Below are 19,648 nucleotides of genomic sequence, written 5' to 3'. Positions count from 1 at the left end.
CAATGCCCGCACCCGCATCCCGCCCGCCGATCGCCCTGTCCATCGCCGGCACCGACCCGTCCGGCGGCGCCGGCATCCACGCTGACCTCAAAGCCTTCTGCGCCCGCGGCGTCTACGGCACCACCGCCATCACCACCCTGGTCGCCCAGAACACCCACGGCGTCAGCGAGGTCTACGGCATTGACGAGGCCTTCGTCGAAGCCCAGCTGTCCAGCGTGCTCGATGATGTGCCAGTCGACGCGACGAAGACCGGGATGCTCGCCACCCGCAGCCTCGTCGAACTCGTCTGTCACACCGCCGATGAGAAGGACCTCGGCTACTTCGTCGTCGACCCCGTCATGGTCGCCACCTCCGGACACCAGTTGCTCGACGACGACGCCGTCGACTCTGTGCGCCGCCAGCTCATGCCGCGCGCGGACCTCATCACCCCGAACCTGCCCGAAGCCGCACTGCTGCTCGGCGAATCCGAACCCGAAGCCGCAAGCATCGAGCAGATGCGCGACCAGGCCGGCCGGCTGATCGAACACGGTGCGAACGGCGTGCTGCTCAAAGGCGGCCACGGTGCCGACGATGAGGTCATCGACGTCCTCGCCCTGGCCGACGGCACCACCTCGGAATTCACCCACACTCGCATCCGCACCCCGAACACCCATGGCACCGGCTGCACCCTGTCAGCGACGATCACCGCTGAGATGGCCGCCGCCCGCCACGCACAGGCGAGCGCCGCCTCGGGCGCAGACACCACCGCCTCGGAAACCACCACTGCCTCGGAGACCATCACCACAGCCGTCGAACGGTCACTGGACTACCTCGCCCGTGCGCTCGCCTCGGCAGATCACTGGCAGCTGAGCCTCAACCCCGAAGGCGCCCACGGGCCGGTCGACCACCTCGTCGACCTCACCGTCACGCGCTGAACCCGCCCACCTCGAAGATGAGCGCCCGCCGAGCCCGGGCACCTAAGGAAAGGACTGCCATGACCGACCGCAACCGCTTCGTCGCAGGCGAGAACACCCAGGCGATCTGGGACTCCGTCGCCGGCACCCTCGATGAGATCGAGAACCTGCCCTTCCTCGACGCACTCGCCACCGGCGAACTGCCGGTGCGAACCTTCGTCAACTACATCCTGCAGGACGAGCTGTACCTCAACGGCTACGCCCGCGCCATGAGCCAGCTCGGCGTGCGCGCCCCCAACCGCGAGGACACCCGCTTCTGGGCCCTGGCCGCGGGCGAAGCCGTCACCGTCGAAGAGGACATGCACGCTGCACTGCTGGCCGAGGAGCGATTCGCCTCGGCCCGCAGCCAGCTGACTGACGCCGACGGGCAACCGCAGCCCTCGCCGACGACGCTGGGCTACACCTCCTATCTCATCGCCCAGGCCTCGGCCGCGGCCTACCCGGTCGGCGCGGCCGCAGTGCTGCCGTGCTTCTGGGTGTACGCACACATGGGCAAGGTGCTCACCGAACGCGTCGGCGACGGCATGGACACCCACCCGTACCGCGCCTGGATCGAAACCTACGACAGCCCCGACTTCGACGCATCCGTCGACGGTGCCGTCGCGATCCTCGAACGCGAGATGGCCGCAGCCGACGAGACCACCCGGCAGGCGATGATGGCCGCCTTCGCGCAGGCCACCGTGTACGAACTGCACTTCTGGGCCTCCGCCCACGTCTTCCAGTCCTGGGACGTCGCAGCACTCGGCGAACCGGCAGCCGAGGCCGCACTGTCCTGATCGGGTGCCGGCGATGCACGACACCCCCGAGGCCACCCCAGCCAGCACCTCCCAGGAGGGTGCCGGTGAGCCCGGCCTCGGGCGGGTCGTCATCGGCGGATCCAGCGGCTTCATCGGCCGCCACCTGGTGCCCAAGTACCGGGCCGAAGGCCGGGAGGTCGTCACGATCTCCCGGTCCGACGCCGACCTTACCTGGGATCACTCGGATGGGATCGCGGCCGCCGTCGACGGGGCAGGCCTCGTCATCGGGCTGGCCGGCAAGAGTGTCGGATGCCGCTACACCGCGAAGAACCGGGAGGAGATCTTCACCTCCCGGCTGTCCACCACCACAGCCCTGTCCGATGCGATCGCCGCAGCGGACAACCCGCCGCCGCTGTGGATCAACGCCTCGACCGCGACGATCTATCGACACGCCGATGACCGGCCGATGACCGAATCCGGCGGCGAGATCGGCGAAGGCTTCTCCGTCGACGTGGCCCGCACCTGGGAGCGTGCGCTCTTCGCGGCCGACCTGCCGGCCACTCGCCGGGTCGCCCTGCGCACTGCGATCGTGCTTGGCCACGACACCTCCGAGGCCGCGACCGGTTCAGGGGCCGGCAGCCGCAACGGCGCCCTCGGCCCGCTCATCAATCTCGCCCGCATCGGCCTCGGCGGCGCCCAGTACGATGGCCGCTGGCCGACGACCCCCGGCCGCAGGCGCGCCGGCACCGCCCACGCCTACGCCACCCGCGGAGCCCGGCAGCGGTTCAGCTGGATCCACCTTGACGACGTCGCCGGCATCATCGACTTCCTCGAAGCCCACCCTGAGCTCGACGGGCCCATCAACGCCGCCGCCCCGAACCCGTCAGACAACCGCGGGTTCATGGCAGCGATCCGGGCTGCAACCGGCATGCCGGTCGGTCTGCCGGTGGCTCGCTGGATGCTCGAGATCGGTGCGATCGCGATCCGCACTGAGACCGAACTCGTGCTCAAGAGCCGCTGGGTGCTGCCCGAGCGGCTGCAGGCGGCAGGCTATGAGTTCGCCTATCCCGAGCTGGAGCCCGCCGTCGACGACGCCGTCAACGGCTGAACGTGCCGGCCGGGCGAGGGAAGCTGTCAGGCCGGAGAGTCAGCAGGCTCAGGGCAGTGTCTGTCTGGCTCAGAGGGTGAGGATGAGCACGCCGAGGATGCTGAGCACGCTGGCCGAGACGATGCCAAGAACCATATCGGCGCGCGGGGTGCGCAGCAGCGAGGACACCCGGTTGGCGACGAACACGAGACCCGCGGCGTAGAGGCCCAGGCAGCCGACGATCGTGCCGACGACGATCGCATAGTCGACCAGCGTCGGGTCAGCTGGGATGAACGTCGGCAGCACCGCGAGGAAGAACAGCCCGGACTTCGGGTTCGTCAGCGCGGTGAACAGCCCGGTCGCGAAGCTCGCAAGCGCCGTCGGCGTTCGCAGAGATGCGTTGACTGCAGCAAGCTCGAGGGAGCCGGTGCTCGCCTCCAGCGCGCTCGAGGCACCGGTCGCCGATGCAGATCCGGAAGCCGAGGCGGTTGCCAGGCTGCGTCTGGTGGCCCACCAGGTGCGGATGAGCGGGTAGGCGGCTTTCGCGCCGAGGAAGAGCAGGTAGATGCCGCCGACGGTCTTGACTGCGGCGAGCAGCGCCGGTTCGCGCTGCATGATCGCAGCGACTCCGGTGATCGCCAGCACCGCCCATACAAGAGCCCCAAGCGCAGTCCCCGTTGTGCAGAAGAGGCCCGCCCGCCGGCGCAGGGCGCCGTAGCGGAGGACGAGTATGGTCTCGGGACCTGGCGTCACGGAGATGCCGACCGAGGCGGCGAGGAGCGCGCCGAACACGGTGAGAGTCACTAGAGCCTCCTTTGGACAACGAGGACTGCATCCTTTGTGAGCGCCGGCCACGCACTCCTACATGCAGTGCCGGCAGGAACATTGTGGAACCGGTGATCATCAGGCGCAAGCAGAGAAACACTGATGACCATTCGGTTTTGCCTACATGCCGGTTAGGCTGTGCCCGTGCGCTCCTGGGACCTCAATCGGCGCCGCATCTGGCGAGCTGTCGTCACCGCCGGATCCGTCGTCGAGGCCGCCGCCAACCTCGGCTACCGGCCGGCGACGATCAGCCAGCACATCGCCACCCTCCAGCGGTCGACCGGCCTGGAGCTCTACCGGCGGGCCGGGCGGGGCATCGAGATCACCGAGGCCGGCCGCAAGCTCGCCGAGGAGGCCTCCAAGGTCCTCGACCAGGTCCGCCGGCTCGACGGCGCCGTCGATGACATGACCTCCTCGCCGGACCCGCGCATCGTGTTCTCCGGGTTCACCTCCTTCCACGAGACCCTGCTGCCACCGGTCGTCGACTCCGTCGTGAGGACCTCTCCGACGATCCGCTTCGAGATCCTCGACAATGAGCGCGACTCCGCGCCTTCCCCGCGGCTGCCGGACATCGAGATACGCAGCGAGGCTGGCTTCGCCGCCGCCACTGAGGTGCCCGGCACCATCCGCACACCGCTGTTCGACGACGAGTTCCACCTCGTTGTGCCCACCAGCCACCGGCTTGCAGACGCCGGGGAGGTGCCGCTGGCCGAGATCGCCGAGGAGCGCTGGATCGACGCCGAATCCCGCGCGACTGCGGGGATGAGCGCGATCCTGCACGCGTGTGCTGCCGCCGGTATCGCCCCGCGGGTCATCGCCCGCTCCGAAGGCCACTACGCAGCACTGGCTCTCGTTGCTGCCGGCCACGGCATCACCCTGCTGCCGGCCCTGGCTCTGCTCAGCCTGCCGGCTGGGCTCACGAGTGTGGCGCTGACCCACCCGGTGCCCTTCCGGCGGGTGTGCATGCACGTCGTCGAGCAGTCCGCCCACCTGCCGCACATCAGCTTCACCGCCGATGAGATCATCGCCCAGGCCGAGGGCTTCGGCCTCGTGTGACAGGACCCCGCCGTATGACCGGGCCCCGCCATGTGACGGGACCCCGCCGTGTGTCAGGGCCCCACCGTGTGTCAGGACGGTGACACTGACGTCACTGCGGTGACGCAGGCTGCGGCCATGCTGGAGACATGAGACTGATCTCCTGCCTGCTCGCCGTCGCCGCGCTTGCCTGCCTGGCCGGTTCGCTGACGATGCCCGTCTTGCGCTACGCCAACCGGGACTTCGCCCGATACGACACCGTCCTCGCGGCAGGAGGCTCCTCCCCGCTCTCGCTGCTCCTGGTGCCGGTCATCGGCACCGCAGCAGTCGTGATCGTCATCGGCCTGGCCGGCCTGCGCACTCGGATCACCGGGTTCCTCACCGCTGCCGTCGGCGCGCTCCAGCTCCTCGGCGCCGGCGACACGGCCCTCTCACGGCGTGACAACGTCATCATGTGGGACGGCATCGACCCCACCGGGGTGCCGATCGGCGGGATGGAGCAGCCTGACATCTGGTGGGGCCTGGCGTTCGCCGCCGCGGCTGGATTCGCACTCATCGCCGCCGGAATCGTGCAGCTGGCAGACTTCCGCACTCGCTCGCCCGGGGAGCGCCACGGCTCGTGACCCCGCGCCGGAGGCGGCGCCTGCCTGCGCTTGTGGCGGAACCGGCACAGCCTGGTCATCACCGGCACGCTGAGTCATCAGAGGCTGGAAATATGAGAACGACAACCCGCGTCCTGACCGCCGTGACGGTCGCGCTCTTCGCAGCGGCCTTCTGGGTGCCGGTGCTGCGCATCACCGACCGTGACTGCAGCTCTGATGACATCGGCCTCATCTCCGCAGCGACAGCCGGTGAGCTCTCGCCGCTGATCTTCGCCGGCATCCTCGCAGCCGTGGTCCTGTGCTTCTGCGCTTTCACCGGCATGCTGCCGCGGGCCGGCGGCTGGATCGGGCTCGCCGGCTGCGTGTGCATTGCCGCCGGGGCGGTTTCGGTGGTGTCGAATCTGTGGACGTTCGGCATCCTGTGGGACGGCGTCACTGCTGACGGGATGCCCACCGGCGGGCTGATCCTGCCTGGGCCCTGGTGGGGCACGGCACTCATCGCCGCAGCCACGCTGATCCTGGCGCTTGCCTCGATCCTGCAGCTGGTGACGGCCCACCGCAGCCGGCGCGCCCAGGCTCAGCGTGCCGACCCGGCACCGGCAGGGGAGGAGGACGGATCATGATGATCGCCTCACGTGTGTTCTCCATCGCCGCGGTCGGCCTCTCACCGGTGGCTGCGCTGCTCGCACCTGGCATCCTCATCGCCGTGCTCATGGTCATCCAGTCCTTCACCGGCTGGCGGCCCGGCGTCTGGGCGTGGATCGGCTACATCGGCGCGCTTTTCCTCACCGTCGGGGCGTTCGGTGCCTTCACTGGCGAGAACCGGCCCTCGCTCATGTGGGACGGCGTCGACGACCAGGGCCGGCCGGCCGGCGGGATGGAAGTCCCCGAGCCCTGGCTCGGCCTGCTGCTCATCGTGTGCGCCGCCGGAGTGCTCGCCCACGCCGCGACCCTGCAGCTGCTCGCCGCCCGGCAGGCACCGCCTGCCGCTGCGGACCCGGGGCCGGCATGAGGGAGTACGCCCGCCTGTGCGCGATCGCCTCACCCCTGCTGCTCGGCCTCACCATCGGCTTCCCGGTCTACGAATCGGCTGAACCCGGTTTCGCCATGCTCAGCTCCAACGTCCTCCAGGCCGCTGACCGTTCGATGGCTACATGGCTCCTGCGGCCGGGAACAGCCATCAGCGTCCTCATGGCCATGCAATCGCTCACCGGGTGGCATCCGCGCGTATGGGGATGGATCGGCCTGGTCGGCAGCGCCTGCCTGTTCACTGGCTCCGTCGGCGTCGTCACCGCCGAATGGCCGCACATCATGTACGACCACATCATCGACGGCGAGCTTGTGCCCCACGGTCCGGTTCAGGCTGAGCCGTCATGGGGCCTGCTGTTCGTCCTCGCCGCAGCCGTCTCGCTGGCCGTCGCCTCGATCCTGCAGCTCGTCAGCGGCAGGCGCCGCACTCTGCCCCTTCTCCAGCGGTAGCCGTAAGCGGCGAACGCCCGGCCCAGTCGCTCCTTGTCTCCTTCGATGCTGCCGCGAAACGCCCGATGGCCGCTGCGGGTGAGGATCGTAAGCGTGCCGTCGGAGTCGTCGGAGGCCGAGGAGATGGAGTCCTTCGAGATGCGCAGTGCCTGCTCACCGCGCTTCTCGACGACAGCGCCGAACGGGATCGGGAACCGAGCTGCGAAGCCGCCGAACCGCACAGGCAGACGCTCAACACCCCCCGGGACGGGGGCATCGAGGTAGTCGAGCACGGCAGCGGGCACACCGTCCGGGTCCCAACGACAGTGGCCGGCGAAGACCCCTGTGACCACGATTCCTCGGATACGCTGACGGACATGGAGAACACTGCGGCAACGACGCCGCCACCTGAACCGATCACCCCCGTCCACGAACCGCCGAACAGCGGCACCGAACTCGACGCCCTCACCGGTTTCATCGACTTCTCCCGCAGCGTGCTGCTGCGCAAGACCGAAGGACTGACCGACGCGCAGCTGCGCACCGCACTGGCACCGTCGACGATGACCCTGGCCGGACTACTCACCCATATGGCCTTCGTCGAGGACTACTGGTTCGGCTTCCGCGTCGCCGGCCGCGCACCCAGCGAGCCCTGGGCCACCGCACCCTGGGAGGACAACAACGACTGGGACTGGGACCTCGCTGCCGACATCCCCACCGCCGAGGCGCGGGCCCTGTTCGAGGAGACCGTCGCCCGTTCCCGTGAGATCACCGCAGGCCTCGGTGACCTGTCCGCGCCGGTCGCCGAACCGGCAGGCGAAGGCGAACCATGGAATATGCGCTGGGTGCTCGTGCACATGATCGGGGAATACAACCGTCACCTCGGCCACGCCGACCTCATCCGCGAGCAACTCGACGGATCCACCGGCGACTGAATCGCCAACCGGAAACGAGAGCCCTGCTCGCCGGCTGAACGGGCGGTGAGAGCGATGTCCGGGGCCTGCGGTACCCTGGAGGCGTGAGCAGCGAAATCGAAATCGGCAAAGGCAAGCGCGGCCTGCGGGCCTTCTCCCTGGATGACATCGCGATCATCCCGGCCAGGCGCACCCGCGACCCGCAGGACGTCTCCCTCGACTGGCAGATCGACGCCTATCACTTCGACATCCCGTTCATCTCCGCCCCGATGGACTCCGTCGCCTCCCCAGCCACGGCCATCGCGCTCGGCAAGCTCGGCGGACTCGGCGTGCTCGACCTCGAAGGCGTGTGGACCCGCTACGAGGACCCGCAGCCCTACCTCGACGAGATCGCCACGCTGCCGGCCGAACAGGCCACAGAGCGGATGCAGCAGATCTACGCCGAGCCGATCAAGGAAGAGCTCATCACCGCCCGGCTCGCCGAGATCCGCGAAGCCGGCGTCACCGTCGCCGGCGCACTGACCCCGCAGCGCACGCAGGAGTACTGGCGCACCGTCGTCGACGCCGGCGTCGACCTGTTCGTCATCCGCGGCACCACCGTGTCGGCCGAGCATGTCTCCTCCAACGCCGAACCGCTCAACCTCAAGCGCTTCATCTACGAACTCGACGTGCCCGTCATCGTCGGCGGCGCTGCGACCTACACCGCCTCCCTGCACCTCATGCGCACCGGTGCCGCCGGTGTGCTCGTCGGCTTCGGCGGGGGAGCAGCCGCCACCACCCGCAGGACCCTGGGCATCCACGCCCCGATGGCCACCGCACTGGCCGATGTGCACGCCGCCCGCCGGGACTACATGGACGAATCCGGCGGCCGCTACGTCCACGTCATAGCCGACGGCGGACTCGGCACCTCCGGCGACATCATCAAGGCCTTCGCCATGGGTGCTGACGCCGTGATGCTCGGTTCCGCGCTCGCGCGCGCCGAAGAGGCTCCCGGCAAGGGCTGCCACTGGGGTGCCGAGGCCCACCACCCGCAGCTGCCGCGCGGCCGCCGCGTCGACATCGGCACTGTCGCCCCGCTCGAACAGCTGCTCTTCGGCCCCGGCCACACCGCGATCGGCGAAGTCAACCTCGCTGGGGCGCTGCGCCGGGCGATGGCGACGACCGGCTACCTGGATCTCAAGGAGTTCCAGCGCGTCGACGTCGTCGTCTCCCCATACCAGCCGCAGAACGCGGGGTTCTGAGCCGGCGCGCCTGACAGCGCTGAGCGATCCGTATGTTCCGACTCGCCTTCACCCCACGCTGGATGGGCTTCCTCGCCCTCGTCCTGCTGCTCGCCACCGCCTTCGTCGGGCTGTCCTACTGGCAGCTCAACCGCGCCCAGCACAAGAACGACGCCATCAGCTCCCAGGACATCGAAACCGTCAAGGACTTCAACGAGGTCGTCCAAGCCCAGGTCCCGCAGCCCGGGATCGTCGCCGACCAGCGGGTGACGCTCACCGGCCACTACCTGCCCGATGCGCAGGTCGCGGTCACCGGCCGCTACCACGACGGCACGGAGGGCTTCTGGGTAGTGACGATGTTCGTCCCCGACGATGCCCGGTTCGGTGAGGCAGCAGGACTGCCAGCCGCCGCCGAGGCGGATGAGACCCGCCCGACCGCCATCCCGGTGGTGCGCGGCTGGGTGGAGAGCGAAGAGGCGGCGATGAGCTCGCGCGCCCATGACGGCCCGGTGGAGATGACGGCCCGGCTCGGCCCGATCGAAGGACCGGAGTCGACCGAGGGCCTGCCAGCCGGGCAGGTGCGCACTGTGTCGACTTCGCAGCTGGTCAACCTCTTCGACATCTACACCTACTCCGGTTATCTGTTCCCCGAACAGGACTCCGGGCCCGGCGCCTCGGCAGCCGTCGATGGGCTCACCCGCGTGCACCTGACCGCCGACGAATCCGGCGGCTTCGACCTGCAGTCCGGCGTCTACGCCCTCGAATGGCTGTTCTTCGCCGGTTTCGCCTTCTACATCTGGTGGCGTCTGCTGCGCGACGCCCACCTCGCTCAGCAGCGCGCCGCAGCCGGGAAGACAGTAGACTATGTGGTCGTCAAGCCGGCCGGAGCCAAGGGAACCGGCCAGGCCGCTCAGCCTCAGCAGCACCCGATGAAGGACACCGATGGTCACTGACCCCCATGATGCGCGCCAGCACCCCGACGACGCCCGGCCCGACCTCTCCGATGACAACGTCTGGCTCTACAGCCGCTACACCTCAGCGCTCAACGCCTCGCGCTTCTACCGGGTCATGGCGATCATCACCGGCATTCTGCTGCTCATCCTCACCGTCGAGATGATCTACAAGTACATCATCGTCGGGCTCATCATGAACGGCGACGCCTCCCAGGCGCTCATGATCGGCAACTTCAACCTCGCCGCCGCGATCGCCATCAGTCACGGGTGGTGCTACGTCGTCTACCTCATCTCGTGTCTGTGGCTGAACCAGACGATGCGCTGGAAGCTCAGCCGGCTGCTGCTCATGGCGCTGGCCGGCGTTGTGCCGGTCATGTCCTTCATCCTCGAGCGCCGCGTCCACCACCGCGTCCAGGACGAACTCGACGCCGCCGTCGTCGTCGCCCCTGTCGAGGGCTGACCCCGCACCCGCCAAGCACATTAGGATTGAGCACATGACCCAGACTCCCACCGCAACGCAGGTGCCACCCGTTCTCGTCGTCGACTTCGGCGCCCAGTACGCTCAGCTCATCGCCCGCCGTGTGCGCGAAGCCGGCATGTACTCCGAGGTCGTCCCGCACACTGCGAAGGCCGCGGAGTTCGCTGCGCGCAAGCCGGTGGCGATCGTGCTCTCCGGTGGGCCGTCCTCGGTCTACGGCGAGGGCGTGCCGGCTCTCGACACTGAGGTCTTCGACCTCGGGGTGCCGATCTTCGGCATCTGCTACGGCTTCCAGATCATGACGACCTCGCTCGGCGGCACGGTCGCCAAGACCGACCGCCGCGAATACGGCTCCACCCAGCTCACCGTGACCGAACCCGGCACCCTGCTCGCCGGGCAGCCGGAGAGCCAGAGGGTGTGGATGAGCCACGGCGACTCCGTCACCGAGGCGCCGGCTGGGTTCACCGTGCTCGCCTCGACCGCCGGTGCGCCGATCGCTGCGTTCGAGAACCGTGAGCGCCGATTCGCCGGCGTGCAGTGGCACCCGGAGGTCATGCACTCGGAGTTCGGGCAGGAAGTGCTGCGCAACTTCCTCTACAACGTCGCAGACCTGACCTCCGACTGGTCACCAGCCAGCGTCATCGACGAACAGGTCGGGCTCATCCGCCAGCAGGTGGAGGACAAGAAGGTCATCTGCGGCCTGTCCGGCGGCGTCGACTCCGCGGTCGCTGCAGCCCTCGTGCACAAGGCCGTCGGCGACCAGCTCACCTGTGTGTTCGTCGACCACGGGCTGCTGCGCCAGGATGAGCGCACCCAGGTCGAGAACGACTACGTCGAAGCCACCGGCATCCGCCTGGTCACCATCGACGCCGCCGAGCAGTTCCTCGGCCAGCTCGCTGGGCTCACCGACCCCGAGGACAAGCGCAAGGCCATCGGCCACGAATTCATCCGCACCTTCGAAAACGCTGCCGCCGACCTCGTCCTCGAAGCCCGCGAAAGCGCCGCCGGCGGATCCGGGGAGGAGATCGAGTTCCTCGTCCAGGGCACCCTGTACCCCGATGTCGTCGAATCCGGCGGCGGATCGGGTACCGCGAACATCAAGAGCCACCACAATGTCGGCGGCCTGCCCGAGGACCTGCAGTTCACGCTCGTCGAACCGCTGCGCGCGCTGTTCAAGGACGAGGTCCGGGCCATCGGCCGCGAACTCGGCCTGCCCGAGGTCATCGTCTCCCGCCAGCCGTTCCCCGGCCCCGGCCTGGGCATCCGCATCATCGGCGAAGTCACCAAGGAGCGCCTCGACACGCTGCGCCGAGCCGATGCGATCGTCCGCGCCGAACTCACCGCCGCAGGTCTCGATGCTGAGATCTGGCAGTGCCCGGTCGTGCTGCTGGCCGACGTCCGCTCGGTCGGCGTGCAGGGCGACGGCCGCACCTACGGCCACCCGATCGTGCTGCGCCCGGTCTCCAGCGAAGACGCGATGACGGCTGACTGGACGCGCCTGCCCTACGATCTGCTCGCCACGATCTCCAACCGCATCACCAACGAAGTCGAAGAGGTCAACCGCGTCGTCCTCGACGTCACCTCGAAGCCGCCGGGCACCATCGAGTGGGAGTGAGCCAGCCCGGCCTGACTGCCGGTGCGGTCAGCTCCAGCAGTCCGCAGGTGTGCGCGAGCGCCAGCGCAGGGCTCGTTCGGCTGTGCCCGCCGCACAGAACTGAACGGTGTTCAGCTATGGTGTTCTGGTTTGCATCCTGACTGAGAACAGACTGGAGTCTCCATGACCTCTCCTACCGCTCCCGGTGCGTCCGAGGCAGCCGGCACCCGCCGGCCGGCGCGCCGCTTCACGTCGACTGACATCGCACTCATCGCGGTGTTCGCCGCCCTCATCGCCGCCTTCGCGATGGCCCCGCCGATCCCGGTCGGCAACGTCGGTGTCCCGATCACCCTGCAGACCCTCGTCATCGGGCTCACCGGACTGACACTCGGCCCGCTGCGCGGCTTCCTCGCCACCCTGCTCTACCTGGTGCTCGGGCTCATCGGACTGCCGATCTTCGCCGGCTTCACCGGCGGCCTCGGTGTGCTCGCCGGGCCGACCGCCGGCTACCTCATCGCCTTCCCGCTCTTCGCGCTGCTCGCCGGTGTCGTCGCCGGCTGGGCGGTCAAGCGGATGACCGGCGGCAAACTGTGGGCCACCCTATTCATCGGCGGGCTGATCGCCAGCTTCCTCACCACCCACCCGCTGGGCATCCTCGGCATCTCGATCAACGCCGGCATTCCGCTTTCGGCCGCGTTCGTCGCCGACCTGCCGTACTGGCCCGGCGATGTCGTCAAGAACATCGTCGCCGCCTCACTCGCCCTGCTCATCCACCGCGCCTTCCCCAACATCCTCGTGCGGCGCTGACCAGATGATCGACGGACACACTCCGGTACCCGGGTCCCAGGACAGGGCCCGGGCCGGAGTCGTGTTCGACGATGTCGCCGTCACCGTCGAGGATATGGATCCTGCCAGCAGCCGTTTGCGCACCCGCACCCTGCTCACCGATCTCACCCTGACGCTGAGCGAACAGCGCATCAGCGTCATCGGCGCGAACGGATCGGGCAAGTCGACCTTCCTCCAGCTCATCAACGGGCTCACCGCACCCACCCGCGGGCACGTGCGCTTAGGCGACCTCGACACCGTCGACGATGGGGCTGCCGTGCGCCGGCAGATCGGGTTCGTCTTCTCCGATCCGGCCGCTCAGCTCGTCATGCCGACCCCGGTCGAAGACGTCGAACTCTCCCTCAAACGCCGCATCCGCGATAAGGGCGCCCGCCGGAAGGCAGCCGTCGAGGCACTTGCGGAGTTCGGGGTCGAGGATCTGGCCGAACGCTCCATCTACGAACTGTCCTCCGGCCAGCGGCAGCTCGTAGCCCTGGCCAGCGTGCTCGCGGTCTCCCCGACGGTGCTGGTGCTCGATGAGCCGACGACGCTGCTCGATCTGGCCAACCGGGAGCTGCTGCGTGCCACGCTGGACGATCTCGCCGCCCGCCGCGGCATCCAGCTCATCGTCTCCACACACGACCTCGACTTCGCCGGTGATGCCGAACGCACCCTGGTGCTCCAAGACGGCCGAATCGTCGCCGACACCGCCCCAGCCGAGGCCGTGGCCGCCTACCGGCAGCTCATCGCCGCCGCCGTCTCTCACGCTCGCCGGACCACCGGCGGCAGACCCGCCTCCGGTGAGGAGCAGCGATGAGACGGCAGTCGCGGTTCTTCGGCACCTATGTGCCCGCCGGCGGCTGGCTGCACCGCACCCCGGTGCTCCTCAAACTTGGGGCAGTCGCAGCGATCAGCATCGTCGTGCTCGCTCTGCGCAACCCGGTCGTCGACGCCTGTGTCTTCGCAGTCCTGCTCGCCTGCGGACTGACCTCGCGGCTGCGGCTGGGCCAGGTGCTCTCCCCGCTGCGGGCGATCTGGATCTTCGTCGCCCTCATCATCGCCTTCCACCTCATCTTCAGCGATGCCGCCCAAGCACTGGTGATGGTGTCGAAGCTCATCGTGTGTGTCCAGGCCGCCGGCCTGCTTATGCTCACCTCCTCGATCGGCCAGCTGCTCGAGGCCTTCGCTGTGCTCGTGCGCCCGCTGCGATTCCTCGGCGTTGACGCCGAACGGGTTGCGCTCACCGCTGCGCTGATGGTGCGCTCGATACCATTCATGGCCCAGCTCGTCGGACAGTCGGCAGATGCCGCACGGGCCCGCGGGCTGGAGCGCAGCATCCAGGCACGGTCAGTGCCGGTGGTGCTCGGTGCGGTGAAGTTCGCTCAGGACACCGGCCGGGCACTTGACGCCCGCGGGCTCGGGGACTGAACCACCGCCTCGGCGACGGTGAGACTCAGCCGACGCGGTCCTGCGCCCAGCGGGGCACACCCACTCCGGAGCGGCCGATGACCTGCGGGGCAGGGTTCTCGATGGCCGCAGCGTAGTGGCCGATGAGCTGTGAGCACACCGACTTCCAGGTCCGGCCGAGGACGGTGGCGCGGGCGGTCTGACCGAAGGCGCGGCGCTTGGCGTCATCGCCGGCGAGGTCGCGGACGTGACCGCGCAGCGCTCGCAGGTCACCGGGCTCATACAGCCAGCCGGTGCGCGAGGAGTCGACGAGGTCGAGCGGGCCGCCGCGCGCCGGTGCGACGACCGGAACCGCTGAGGCCATCGCCTCCTGGATCGTCTGGCAGAACGTCTCCAGCTCACCGGGGGCGACCATGACATCGAAGCTCGCGACCGCCTGGGCGAGTGCGTCGCCGCCGAGGAACCCGGTGAAGTGGGCACCGGGCAGCACCTGCTGGAGGCGCTTCTTCTGCGGGCCCTCGCCGACGATGACGAGCTTGAGCGAAGGATCGCCGGCGAGCACCGCGAGGTCCTCGACCTGTTTCTCGACCGCGAGGCGGCCGACGAAGCCGATGATCTTCTCACCGTTCGGGGCGATCGTCTGCCGCCAGGATTCGCTGCGGCGGGTCGGGTCGAAGCGGCTGGCATCGACACCGCGCGCCCAGGTGCGCACCGCGCCGACCCCATGCGAGGTCAGCTGGCCGGCAGCGTAGCTGGAGGGCACAAGGGTCAGCGAGGCGTGCTGGTGGATGTTGCGCACGTGATGCCACAGCATCTGCTCCAGCCCGTGCATCCCGTAGCGGGCGGCGTAGGCCGGCACCTCGGTCTGGTAGACGGCCACCGACGGCAGACCGAGGTCCTGGCAGGCGAGCACGCCGCGCCAGCCGAGCACGAACGGGGAGGCCAGGTGCACGACATCGGGTTCGAACTCAGCGAGCAGCCGGCGGATCCGGGCGACACCGCCGGGGGCCACGCGCACGCGCCGGTACTTCGGCAGCGCGAAGGAGGGCACGCGCACGATCGGCGCACCGGCTACCTCGTGGGGTCTGTCGCGTTTGGTGCCGGGGGCGATGACGAGGACGTCGTCGCCGCGGTCGGCGAGGTGATCGAGCACCCGCAGCAGCGAATGGGTCACCCCGTTCATGTGAGGGAGGAATGATTCGGCCAGGATAGCGACGCGCATGATTCCAGTGCACCGGGTGTGCGTGACGCTCGTTCGGCCATGATGTGACGTGTCGGACAACTCCGGGCGAAGCCCGGAGTTCCAGGCGAACACACGGTAAACTGTTGGCGGCGCCGAACCTGCCAGCCGGCGATGCACGCGGCAAGGCGGGTGCGGTGCGCCGGCGCTTCTCGAGGTTTGAGGAAAGGAACACGATGCCGACGCTGCTGTGGTGGCTGGCCGGACTGGCCTGCCTGCTCCTCTTCGTCGCCATCGTCATCCTCGTCATCCGGTTCAATCAGCTCAGCCTCGCCCGCGATCTGTGCGCCGAGGGTCACCGGCAGCTGAGTGGCGACATCCACGAGCGCCGCTCCCTCATCCCCTCCTTCCTCGAATCATGCTCGACGCTCGTCGAGGAGAACCCGCAGCTGCGTTCGCGGGTCGATGCGGTCGCCGACGCCTTCGCCGCCGCCCGCCAGTCGACCGGGCCCGAGGCGGTGGGCGCGGCTGAAGAGCAGCTCACCGTGGCTCTTGCGCAGCTGCACCAGCGCCTCGGCGAGCAGCAGGTCGCACCAGGGGAGTCGGCCTCGGATGCCGAATACGTCGCCCGTGCGCTGTTCATCCAGATGTGTGTTGTCGAATCGCGCATCGCCGCTGACTCCCGCTACTACAACGCCAATGTCGCCCGCTACCGCGGTCGCCGGCGCGGGGTGCTGCCGGTGCTCATGCCCCGCCGCTTCCCGGAGTTCACCCCGGTGCCGTACTCCGAGCTCGACCTCGACATCGACACCGACTCCCAGGACATCGTGTCCAGCGGCGATCCCGACTACCGGCCCGGCCGGCTGAGCGAGGGCCGGTGAGTCAGGCGGAGGGGTCGCGCAGGCGGATCCGCCTCGACCTCGGCTACCGGGGCACCGACTTCCACGGCTGGGCCCGCCAGCCTGAGGCCCGTACCGTGCAGGGCCTCATCGAGGCGGGACTGGAGACGATCTGCGGCACCCCGGTGCGCACCGTCGTCGCCGGGCGCACCGATGCCGGGGTGCATGCCCGCCGTCAGGTCGTCCACCTCGACATCACCGGTGCCATCGCGGCCCGGCTCATCGGCCGCTCCGACCGCACCGCCGGTGATGCGCTGGCCGCCCGGCTGCGCGGGGCGCTGCGCCACCTGGGCGCAGAGGACATCGTCGTCCATGCCGCCGCCGAGGTCGATGCCGCCTTCGATGCCCGCTTCGCTGCGGTCTCGCGCCGCTATACCTACCGGATCGCCGACCCGCACTCCTTCCTCGACCCGCTGGCCGCCGGGCACACCACCGTGTCGAAGGAACCCCTCGACGCTGCGGCGATGCACACCGCGGCACAGGAGATCCTCGGCCTGCACGACTTCCTGCCCTTCTGCAAGCCGCGCCCGGAATCGACGACGATCCGCACCCTGCTCGACTGCACCGTCACCCGCGATGACGAGGACATCATCGTCATCGACCTGCGCGCTGACGCCTTCTGCCACCACATGGTCCGCGCACTCGTCGGCGGGCTCATGAAGGTCGGCACCGGCGCCTGGCCGGCCACTCGCCCGGCCGAACTCATCGCCCGCGCCGAGGCAGGAAGCACTGACCTCGGCCCGATGTTCGTCACCCCTGCTCACGGCCTGGTGATGGAGCACGTCGAGTATCCACCGCCTCGGGAGTGGCAGGCGCGTGCTGAGCGCACCCGCGCCCGGCGGGATGCCGAGTCGGCCGCCGACTGAGCACCGCGGGTTCATCAGCTGGTGCATCTGCGTGCCGGGGTTCCGGCCGGCCCTGGTCTATGAGAGAGTGATTCCTGGACCATGTGAAGAGCCTGAGCGTTTTCACAGCGCGTTCAGCTTCAGTTCGCCGTGAGGCAATCGGCAGACGGCAGGCTGGAACGGTGCGCCGCTGCCCCTGAGCGGGCCCGGCGCGGAGACGAATCAGGTACCTGACGAAGGACGAAAATGGCTTCATCCCTGCCCCGCCTGCTCATCGGCGTCACAGCCGCCGCCGGATTGGTTGTGCCGCTCGGTGCACTGCCGGCCATGGCTGATGTCGAGGAGGGCAAGAAGATCCAGATCCTGGGGATCACCGATTTCCACGGCCGCCTCGACGCCGACGGCGTCGGCACCGCCTCGGTCATCGAGCGCGAGCGCGCCGCCTTCGACGGCGGTGAGGAAGCGACGACGCTGCTGTCGGCCGGTGACAACATCGGTGCCTCGATCTACACCTCCTCCGCCCAGGAGGACGCACCGACGATCGACTACCTCAACGCCCTCGAGCTCGACGCCTCGGCCGTCGGCAACCACGAATTCGATCGCGGTCTTGACGACCTGAGCAACCGGGTCGTGCAGCGCAGCGACTTCCCGACCCTCGGCGCGAATGTGTACAAGGAGGGCACGAAGGATCACTTCGATGCCCTGCCGGCCAGCCACCAGTACGAAGTCGACGGCGTCAAGATCGCGGTCATCGGCGTCGTCACCCAGGACACCGCCAGCCTCGTCTCGCCCGACGGCATCTCCGGACTCGAATTCGGCGACGCGACTGAGGCTGTCAACGACGAGGCCGCGCGCCTCGAAGCGCTGCCTGATGCCGAGAAGCCGGATCTGACGATCGTCCAGGCCCACCTCGGCCCGGACGTCACCGATTCCGTCGACGGTGCGAAGGGCTCGAACAAGGAGTTCGCCAAGCTCGTCGACGACGCCGACGCCTCGGTCGACGCGCTGTTCTTCGGCCACTCGCACAAGAAGATGGAGCTCGAAGCTCCGGTCCCCGGCACCGAGCGCACCCGCCCGATCGTGCAGGCCGACCACTACGCCAAGGCCGTCTCGAAGCTCGTCCTCGAAGCCGATGCCGACGGCAACTGGAAGGTCGACACCAATGAGGTGCTGCCGACCAAGGGCGAGGACTACGACTCCGAGCGCGTGACGAAGGTCAAGCAGATCATCTCCGACGCTGAGGACGTCGCCCAGGAGAAGGGCTCTCAGGTCGTCGGCAAGATCACCGAGGACATCACCCGGGCAGAGAAGGACGGCAAGGAAGACCGCGGCGCTGAGTCGACACTGGGCAACCTCGTCGCCGACGCCCTCAAGGAGGGCGCCTCCTACACCCAGCTCGGGGAGGCCGACTTCGGCATCACCAACCCGGGCGGTCTGCGCACCGACCTCAAGTGCGATGACATCTACAACAGCGAAGAGCAGTGCGAAGTCACCGTCGCCGAGCTCAACGGCGTGCTGCCCTTTGCCAACGACCACGGTGTCGTGACGATGTCCGGTGAGGCCGTCACCCAGCTGTTCGAAGAGCAGTGGCAGCCCGAGGGCGCCTCGCGTCCGTTCCTGCACCTGGGCATCTCCGATGAGCTCGATGTCGTCTACGACTCGACTGCCGAGGCCGGTGACCGGGTGAAGTCCGTCAAGGTCAACGGTGAGGACATCGACCCGAAGAAGGAGTACAAGGTCGCCACGCTGTCGTTCCTGGCAGCCGGCGGGGACAACTTCTCCTCCTTCGCCACCGGAACCTTCGAGCAGTCGGGCATGACCGACTTCGAGATCTGGCAGAAGTACTTCGAGGAGAACTCCCCAGTCTCCCCGGACAAGAAGGAGCGCCAGGCTGACGCCGCTCTCGACGTCATCAGCAACGGCACCGTCGAAGCGACGCTGACCGGCAGCGAGGACGAGCCGACGAACTTCGCCGTCAACCTCAAGGCTGAGGAGAAGGTCACCGGACCGGTCACCTACGCAGTCTCCGGCCTGCCGGAGGGCTTCGAGGTCGACTACGGCGAGAACGCCGACGACGAGGGTGCCGGCGCCCGAATCGACGAGATCCAGGCCGGAGACTCGGACTACCCGTTCACCATCACGGCACCTGAGGGCGCCAAGGCCGGCGAGTACCCGTTCACCGTGAGCCTGACCGCTGACCCGGAGCACGCCTTCTGGGACGACAACCCGATGCCGCTCGTCCACGAGGTCGAAGCAGCCGTGACGGTTCCCGAAGACGACCCGTCGGATGACCCATCTGACGATCCGTCAGATGACCCGTCAGATGACCCCTCCGACGACCCGTCCGATGAGCCCTCCGACGACCCGAGCGATGAGCCCTCCGACGACCCGTCCGATGACGGCAAGGATGACGACGGCAAGGGCAAGGACGACAACAACAAGGACGACAACGGCAAGGGCAAGGACGACAAGGGTCGTCTGCCGCGCACCGGCGCCGAGCTCGCCACCGCACTCGGTGTCGCACTGGCCCTCATCGGTGCAGGTGCCGCCTCGGTCTACGCCGTTCGCCGCCGCTCGCAGCTCTGAGCAGCAGATGAGATCGGTCAGCTGAACCGCTGACCGGTGAGGCCACCACCATC

The 19,648-nt window shown here is 68.6% G+C and carries 21 protein-coding genes; 19 read left to right on the top strand and 2 right to left on the bottom strand.

Going from position 1 to position 19,648, the window contains the following annotated elements; genetic code table 11:
* Positions 1–2 precede the first annotated feature (2 nt).
* Genes thiD through M3B11_RS09005 form a run of 3 tightly spaced genes read left to right on the top strand, consistent with a single transcriptional unit; the run spans position 3 to position 2,798 of the window.
* The gene (gene thiD / locus M3B11_RS09015) at positions 3–914 is read left to right on the top strand and encodes a bifunctional hydroxymethylpyrimidine kinase/phosphomethylpyrimidine kinase (RefSeq protein ID WP_259877170.1); all 912 of its coding nucleotides are present in this window, start codon (positions 3–5) and stop codon (positions 912–914) included.
* Positions 915–973: 59 nt separating this feature from the next.
* Entirely contained in the window at positions 974–1,729 is a 756-nt protein-coding gene (locus tag M3B11_RS09010; RefSeq protein ID WP_259877169.1) for a TenA family protein, read from the top strand.
* A 13-nt stretch (positions 1,730–1,742) separates the two neighbouring features.
* The gene (locus tag M3B11_RS09005; RefSeq protein ID WP_259877168.1) at positions 1,743–2,798 is read left to right on the top strand and encodes an epimerase; all 1,056 of its coding nucleotides are present in this window, start codon (positions 1,743–1,745) and stop codon (positions 2,796–2,798) included.
* 69 nt (positions 2,799–2,867) lie between these two features.
* On the opposite strand, the gene M3B11_RS09000 is transcribed toward M3B11_RS09005, so the two are convergent.
* The gene (locus tag M3B11_RS09000) at positions 2,868–3,581 is read right to left on the bottom strand and encodes a LysE family translocator (protein ID WP_259877167.1); all 714 of its coding nucleotides are present in this window, start codon (positions 3,579–3,581) and stop codon (positions 2,868–2,870) included.
* A gap of 165 nt (positions 3,582–3,746) precedes the next feature.
* On the opposite strand from M3B11_RS09000, the gene M3B11_RS08995 reads away from it, so the two are divergent.
* The 13 genes from M3B11_RS08995 (at position 3,747) to M3B11_RS08935 (ending at position 14,106) form a co-directional block, all read left to right on the top strand.
* Positions 3,747–4,658, top strand: coding sequence for a LysR family transcriptional regulator (locus M3B11_RS08995; RefSeq protein ID WP_259877166.1), 912 nt, complete (start codon positions 3,747–3,749; stop codon positions 4,656–4,658).
* Between the two features lie 128 nt (positions 4,659–4,786).
* Positions 4,787–5,260 carry a hypothetical protein gene (locus tag M3B11_RS08990; protein WP_259877165.1) on the top strand — a complete coding sequence of 158 codons (474 nt, stop codon included), beginning with the start codon at positions 4,787–4,789 and terminating at the stop codon, positions 5,258–5,260.
* A 92-nt stretch (positions 5,261–5,352) separates the two neighbouring features.
* Positions 5,353–5,862: a hypothetical protein gene (locus M3B11_RS08985; protein WP_259877164.1), complete on the top strand. Its 510-nt coding sequence runs from the start codon at positions 5,353–5,355 to the stop codon at positions 5,860–5,862.
* Entirely contained in the window at positions 5,859–6,251 is a 393-nt protein-coding gene (locus M3B11_RS08980) for a hypothetical protein (protein ID WP_259877163.1), read from the top strand. Before M3B11_RS08985 ends, M3B11_RS08980 begins: the two co-directional genes overlap by 4 nt.
* Entirely contained in the window at positions 6,248–6,718 is a 471-nt protein-coding gene (locus M3B11_RS08975; RefSeq protein ID WP_259877162.1) for a hypothetical protein, read from the top strand. The genes M3B11_RS08980 and M3B11_RS08975 overlap by 4 nt, the downstream gene beginning before the upstream one ends.
* 356 nt (positions 6,719–7,074) lie before the next feature.
* Positions 7,075–7,629, top strand: a complete 555-nt coding sequence (locus M3B11_RS08970) for a DinB family protein (protein ID WP_259877161.1) — start codon at positions 7,075–7,077, stop codon at positions 7,627–7,629.
* An 83-nt stretch (positions 7,630–7,712) separates the two neighbouring features.
* Positions 7,713–8,849, top strand: coding sequence for a GuaB3 family IMP dehydrogenase-related protein (locus tag M3B11_RS08965; RefSeq protein WP_259877160.1), 1,137 nt, complete (start codon positions 7,713–7,715; stop codon positions 8,847–8,849).
* A 32-nt stretch (positions 8,850–8,881) separates the two neighbouring features.
* Positions 8,882–9,781 carry an SURF1 family protein gene (locus M3B11_RS08960; protein WP_259877159.1) on the top strand — a complete coding sequence of 300 codons (900 nt, stop codon included), beginning with the start codon at positions 8,882–8,884 and terminating at the stop codon, positions 9,779–9,781.
* Positions 9,771–10,241, top strand: a complete 471-nt coding sequence (locus tag M3B11_RS08955) for a DUF3817 domain-containing protein (RefSeq protein WP_259877158.1) — start codon at positions 9,771–9,773, stop codon at positions 10,239–10,241. Before M3B11_RS08960 ends, M3B11_RS08955 begins: the two co-directional genes overlap by 11 nt.
* A gap of 34 nt (positions 10,242–10,275) precedes the next feature.
* Positions 10,276–11,874 (top strand): glutamine-hydrolyzing GMP synthase, encoded by a 1,599-nt coding sequence (gene guaA / locus M3B11_RS08950; RefSeq protein ID WP_259877157.1) that lies wholly within the window; start codon positions 10,276–10,278, stop codon positions 11,872–11,874.
* A 162-nt stretch (positions 11,875–12,036) separates the two neighbouring features.
* A complete protein-coding gene (locus M3B11_RS08945) occupies positions 12,037–12,660 on the top strand; it encodes a biotin transporter BioY (RefSeq protein WP_259877156.1) in 624 nt (207 codons plus the stop codon).
* Positions 12,661–12,664: 4 nt separating this feature from the next.
* On the top strand, positions 12,665–13,495 hold the full coding sequence (locus tag M3B11_RS08940) for an energy-coupling factor ABC transporter ATP-binding protein (RefSeq protein ID WP_259877155.1): 831 nt from the start codon (positions 12,665–12,667) through the stop codon (positions 13,493–13,495).
* On the top strand, positions 13,492–14,106 hold the full coding sequence (locus M3B11_RS08935) for an energy-coupling factor transporter transmembrane protein EcfT (RefSeq protein ID WP_259877154.1): 615 nt from the start codon (positions 13,492–13,494) through the stop codon (positions 14,104–14,106). The genes M3B11_RS08940 and M3B11_RS08935 overlap by 4 nt, the downstream gene beginning before the upstream one ends.
* Positions 14,107–14,131: 25 nt before the next feature.
* On the opposite strand, the gene M3B11_RS08930 is transcribed toward M3B11_RS08935, so the two are convergent.
* The gene (locus M3B11_RS08930) at positions 14,132–15,307 is read right to left on the bottom strand and encodes a glycosyltransferase family 1 protein (protein WP_259877153.1); all 1,176 of its coding nucleotides are present in this window, start codon (positions 15,305–15,307) and stop codon (positions 14,132–14,134) included.
* Between the two features lie 194 nt (positions 15,308–15,501).
* Here M3B11_RS08930 and M3B11_RS08925 point away from each other — a divergent pair, with 194 nt between their 5' ends.
* The 3 genes from M3B11_RS08925 to M3B11_RS08915 all read left to right on the top strand — a co-directional run bounded on the left by M3B11_RS08925 (position 15,502) and on the right by M3B11_RS08915 (position 19,595).
* Positions 15,502–16,146, top strand: coding sequence for a hypothetical protein (locus M3B11_RS08925; RefSeq protein ID WP_259877152.1), 645 nt, complete (start codon positions 15,502–15,504; stop codon positions 16,144–16,146).
* Positions 16,143–17,030, top strand: coding sequence for a tRNA pseudouridine(38-40) synthase TruA (gene truA / locus M3B11_RS08920; protein ID WP_259877151.1), 888 nt, complete (start codon positions 16,143–16,145; stop codon positions 17,028–17,030). Before M3B11_RS08925 ends, truA begins: the two co-directional genes overlap by 4 nt.
* A 225-nt stretch (positions 17,031–17,255) precedes the next feature.
* Positions 17,256–19,595 (top strand): bifunctional UDP-sugar hydrolase/5'-nucleotidase, encoded by a 2,340-nt coding sequence (locus tag M3B11_RS08915; RefSeq protein ID WP_259877150.1) that lies wholly within the window; start codon positions 17,256–17,258, stop codon positions 19,593–19,595.
* Positions 19,596–19,648: the final 53 nt, after the last annotated feature.

Origin of the sequence: Brevibacterium sp. p3-SID960 (assembly GCF_025144725.1) — a bacterium.
Classification (GTDB): domain Bacteria; phylum Actinomycetota; class Actinomycetes; order Actinomycetales; family Brevibacteriaceae; genus Brevibacterium.
Note: the sequence above shows the minus strand (reverse complement) of the source record. Positions and strands in the feature narration are given on the sequence as shown.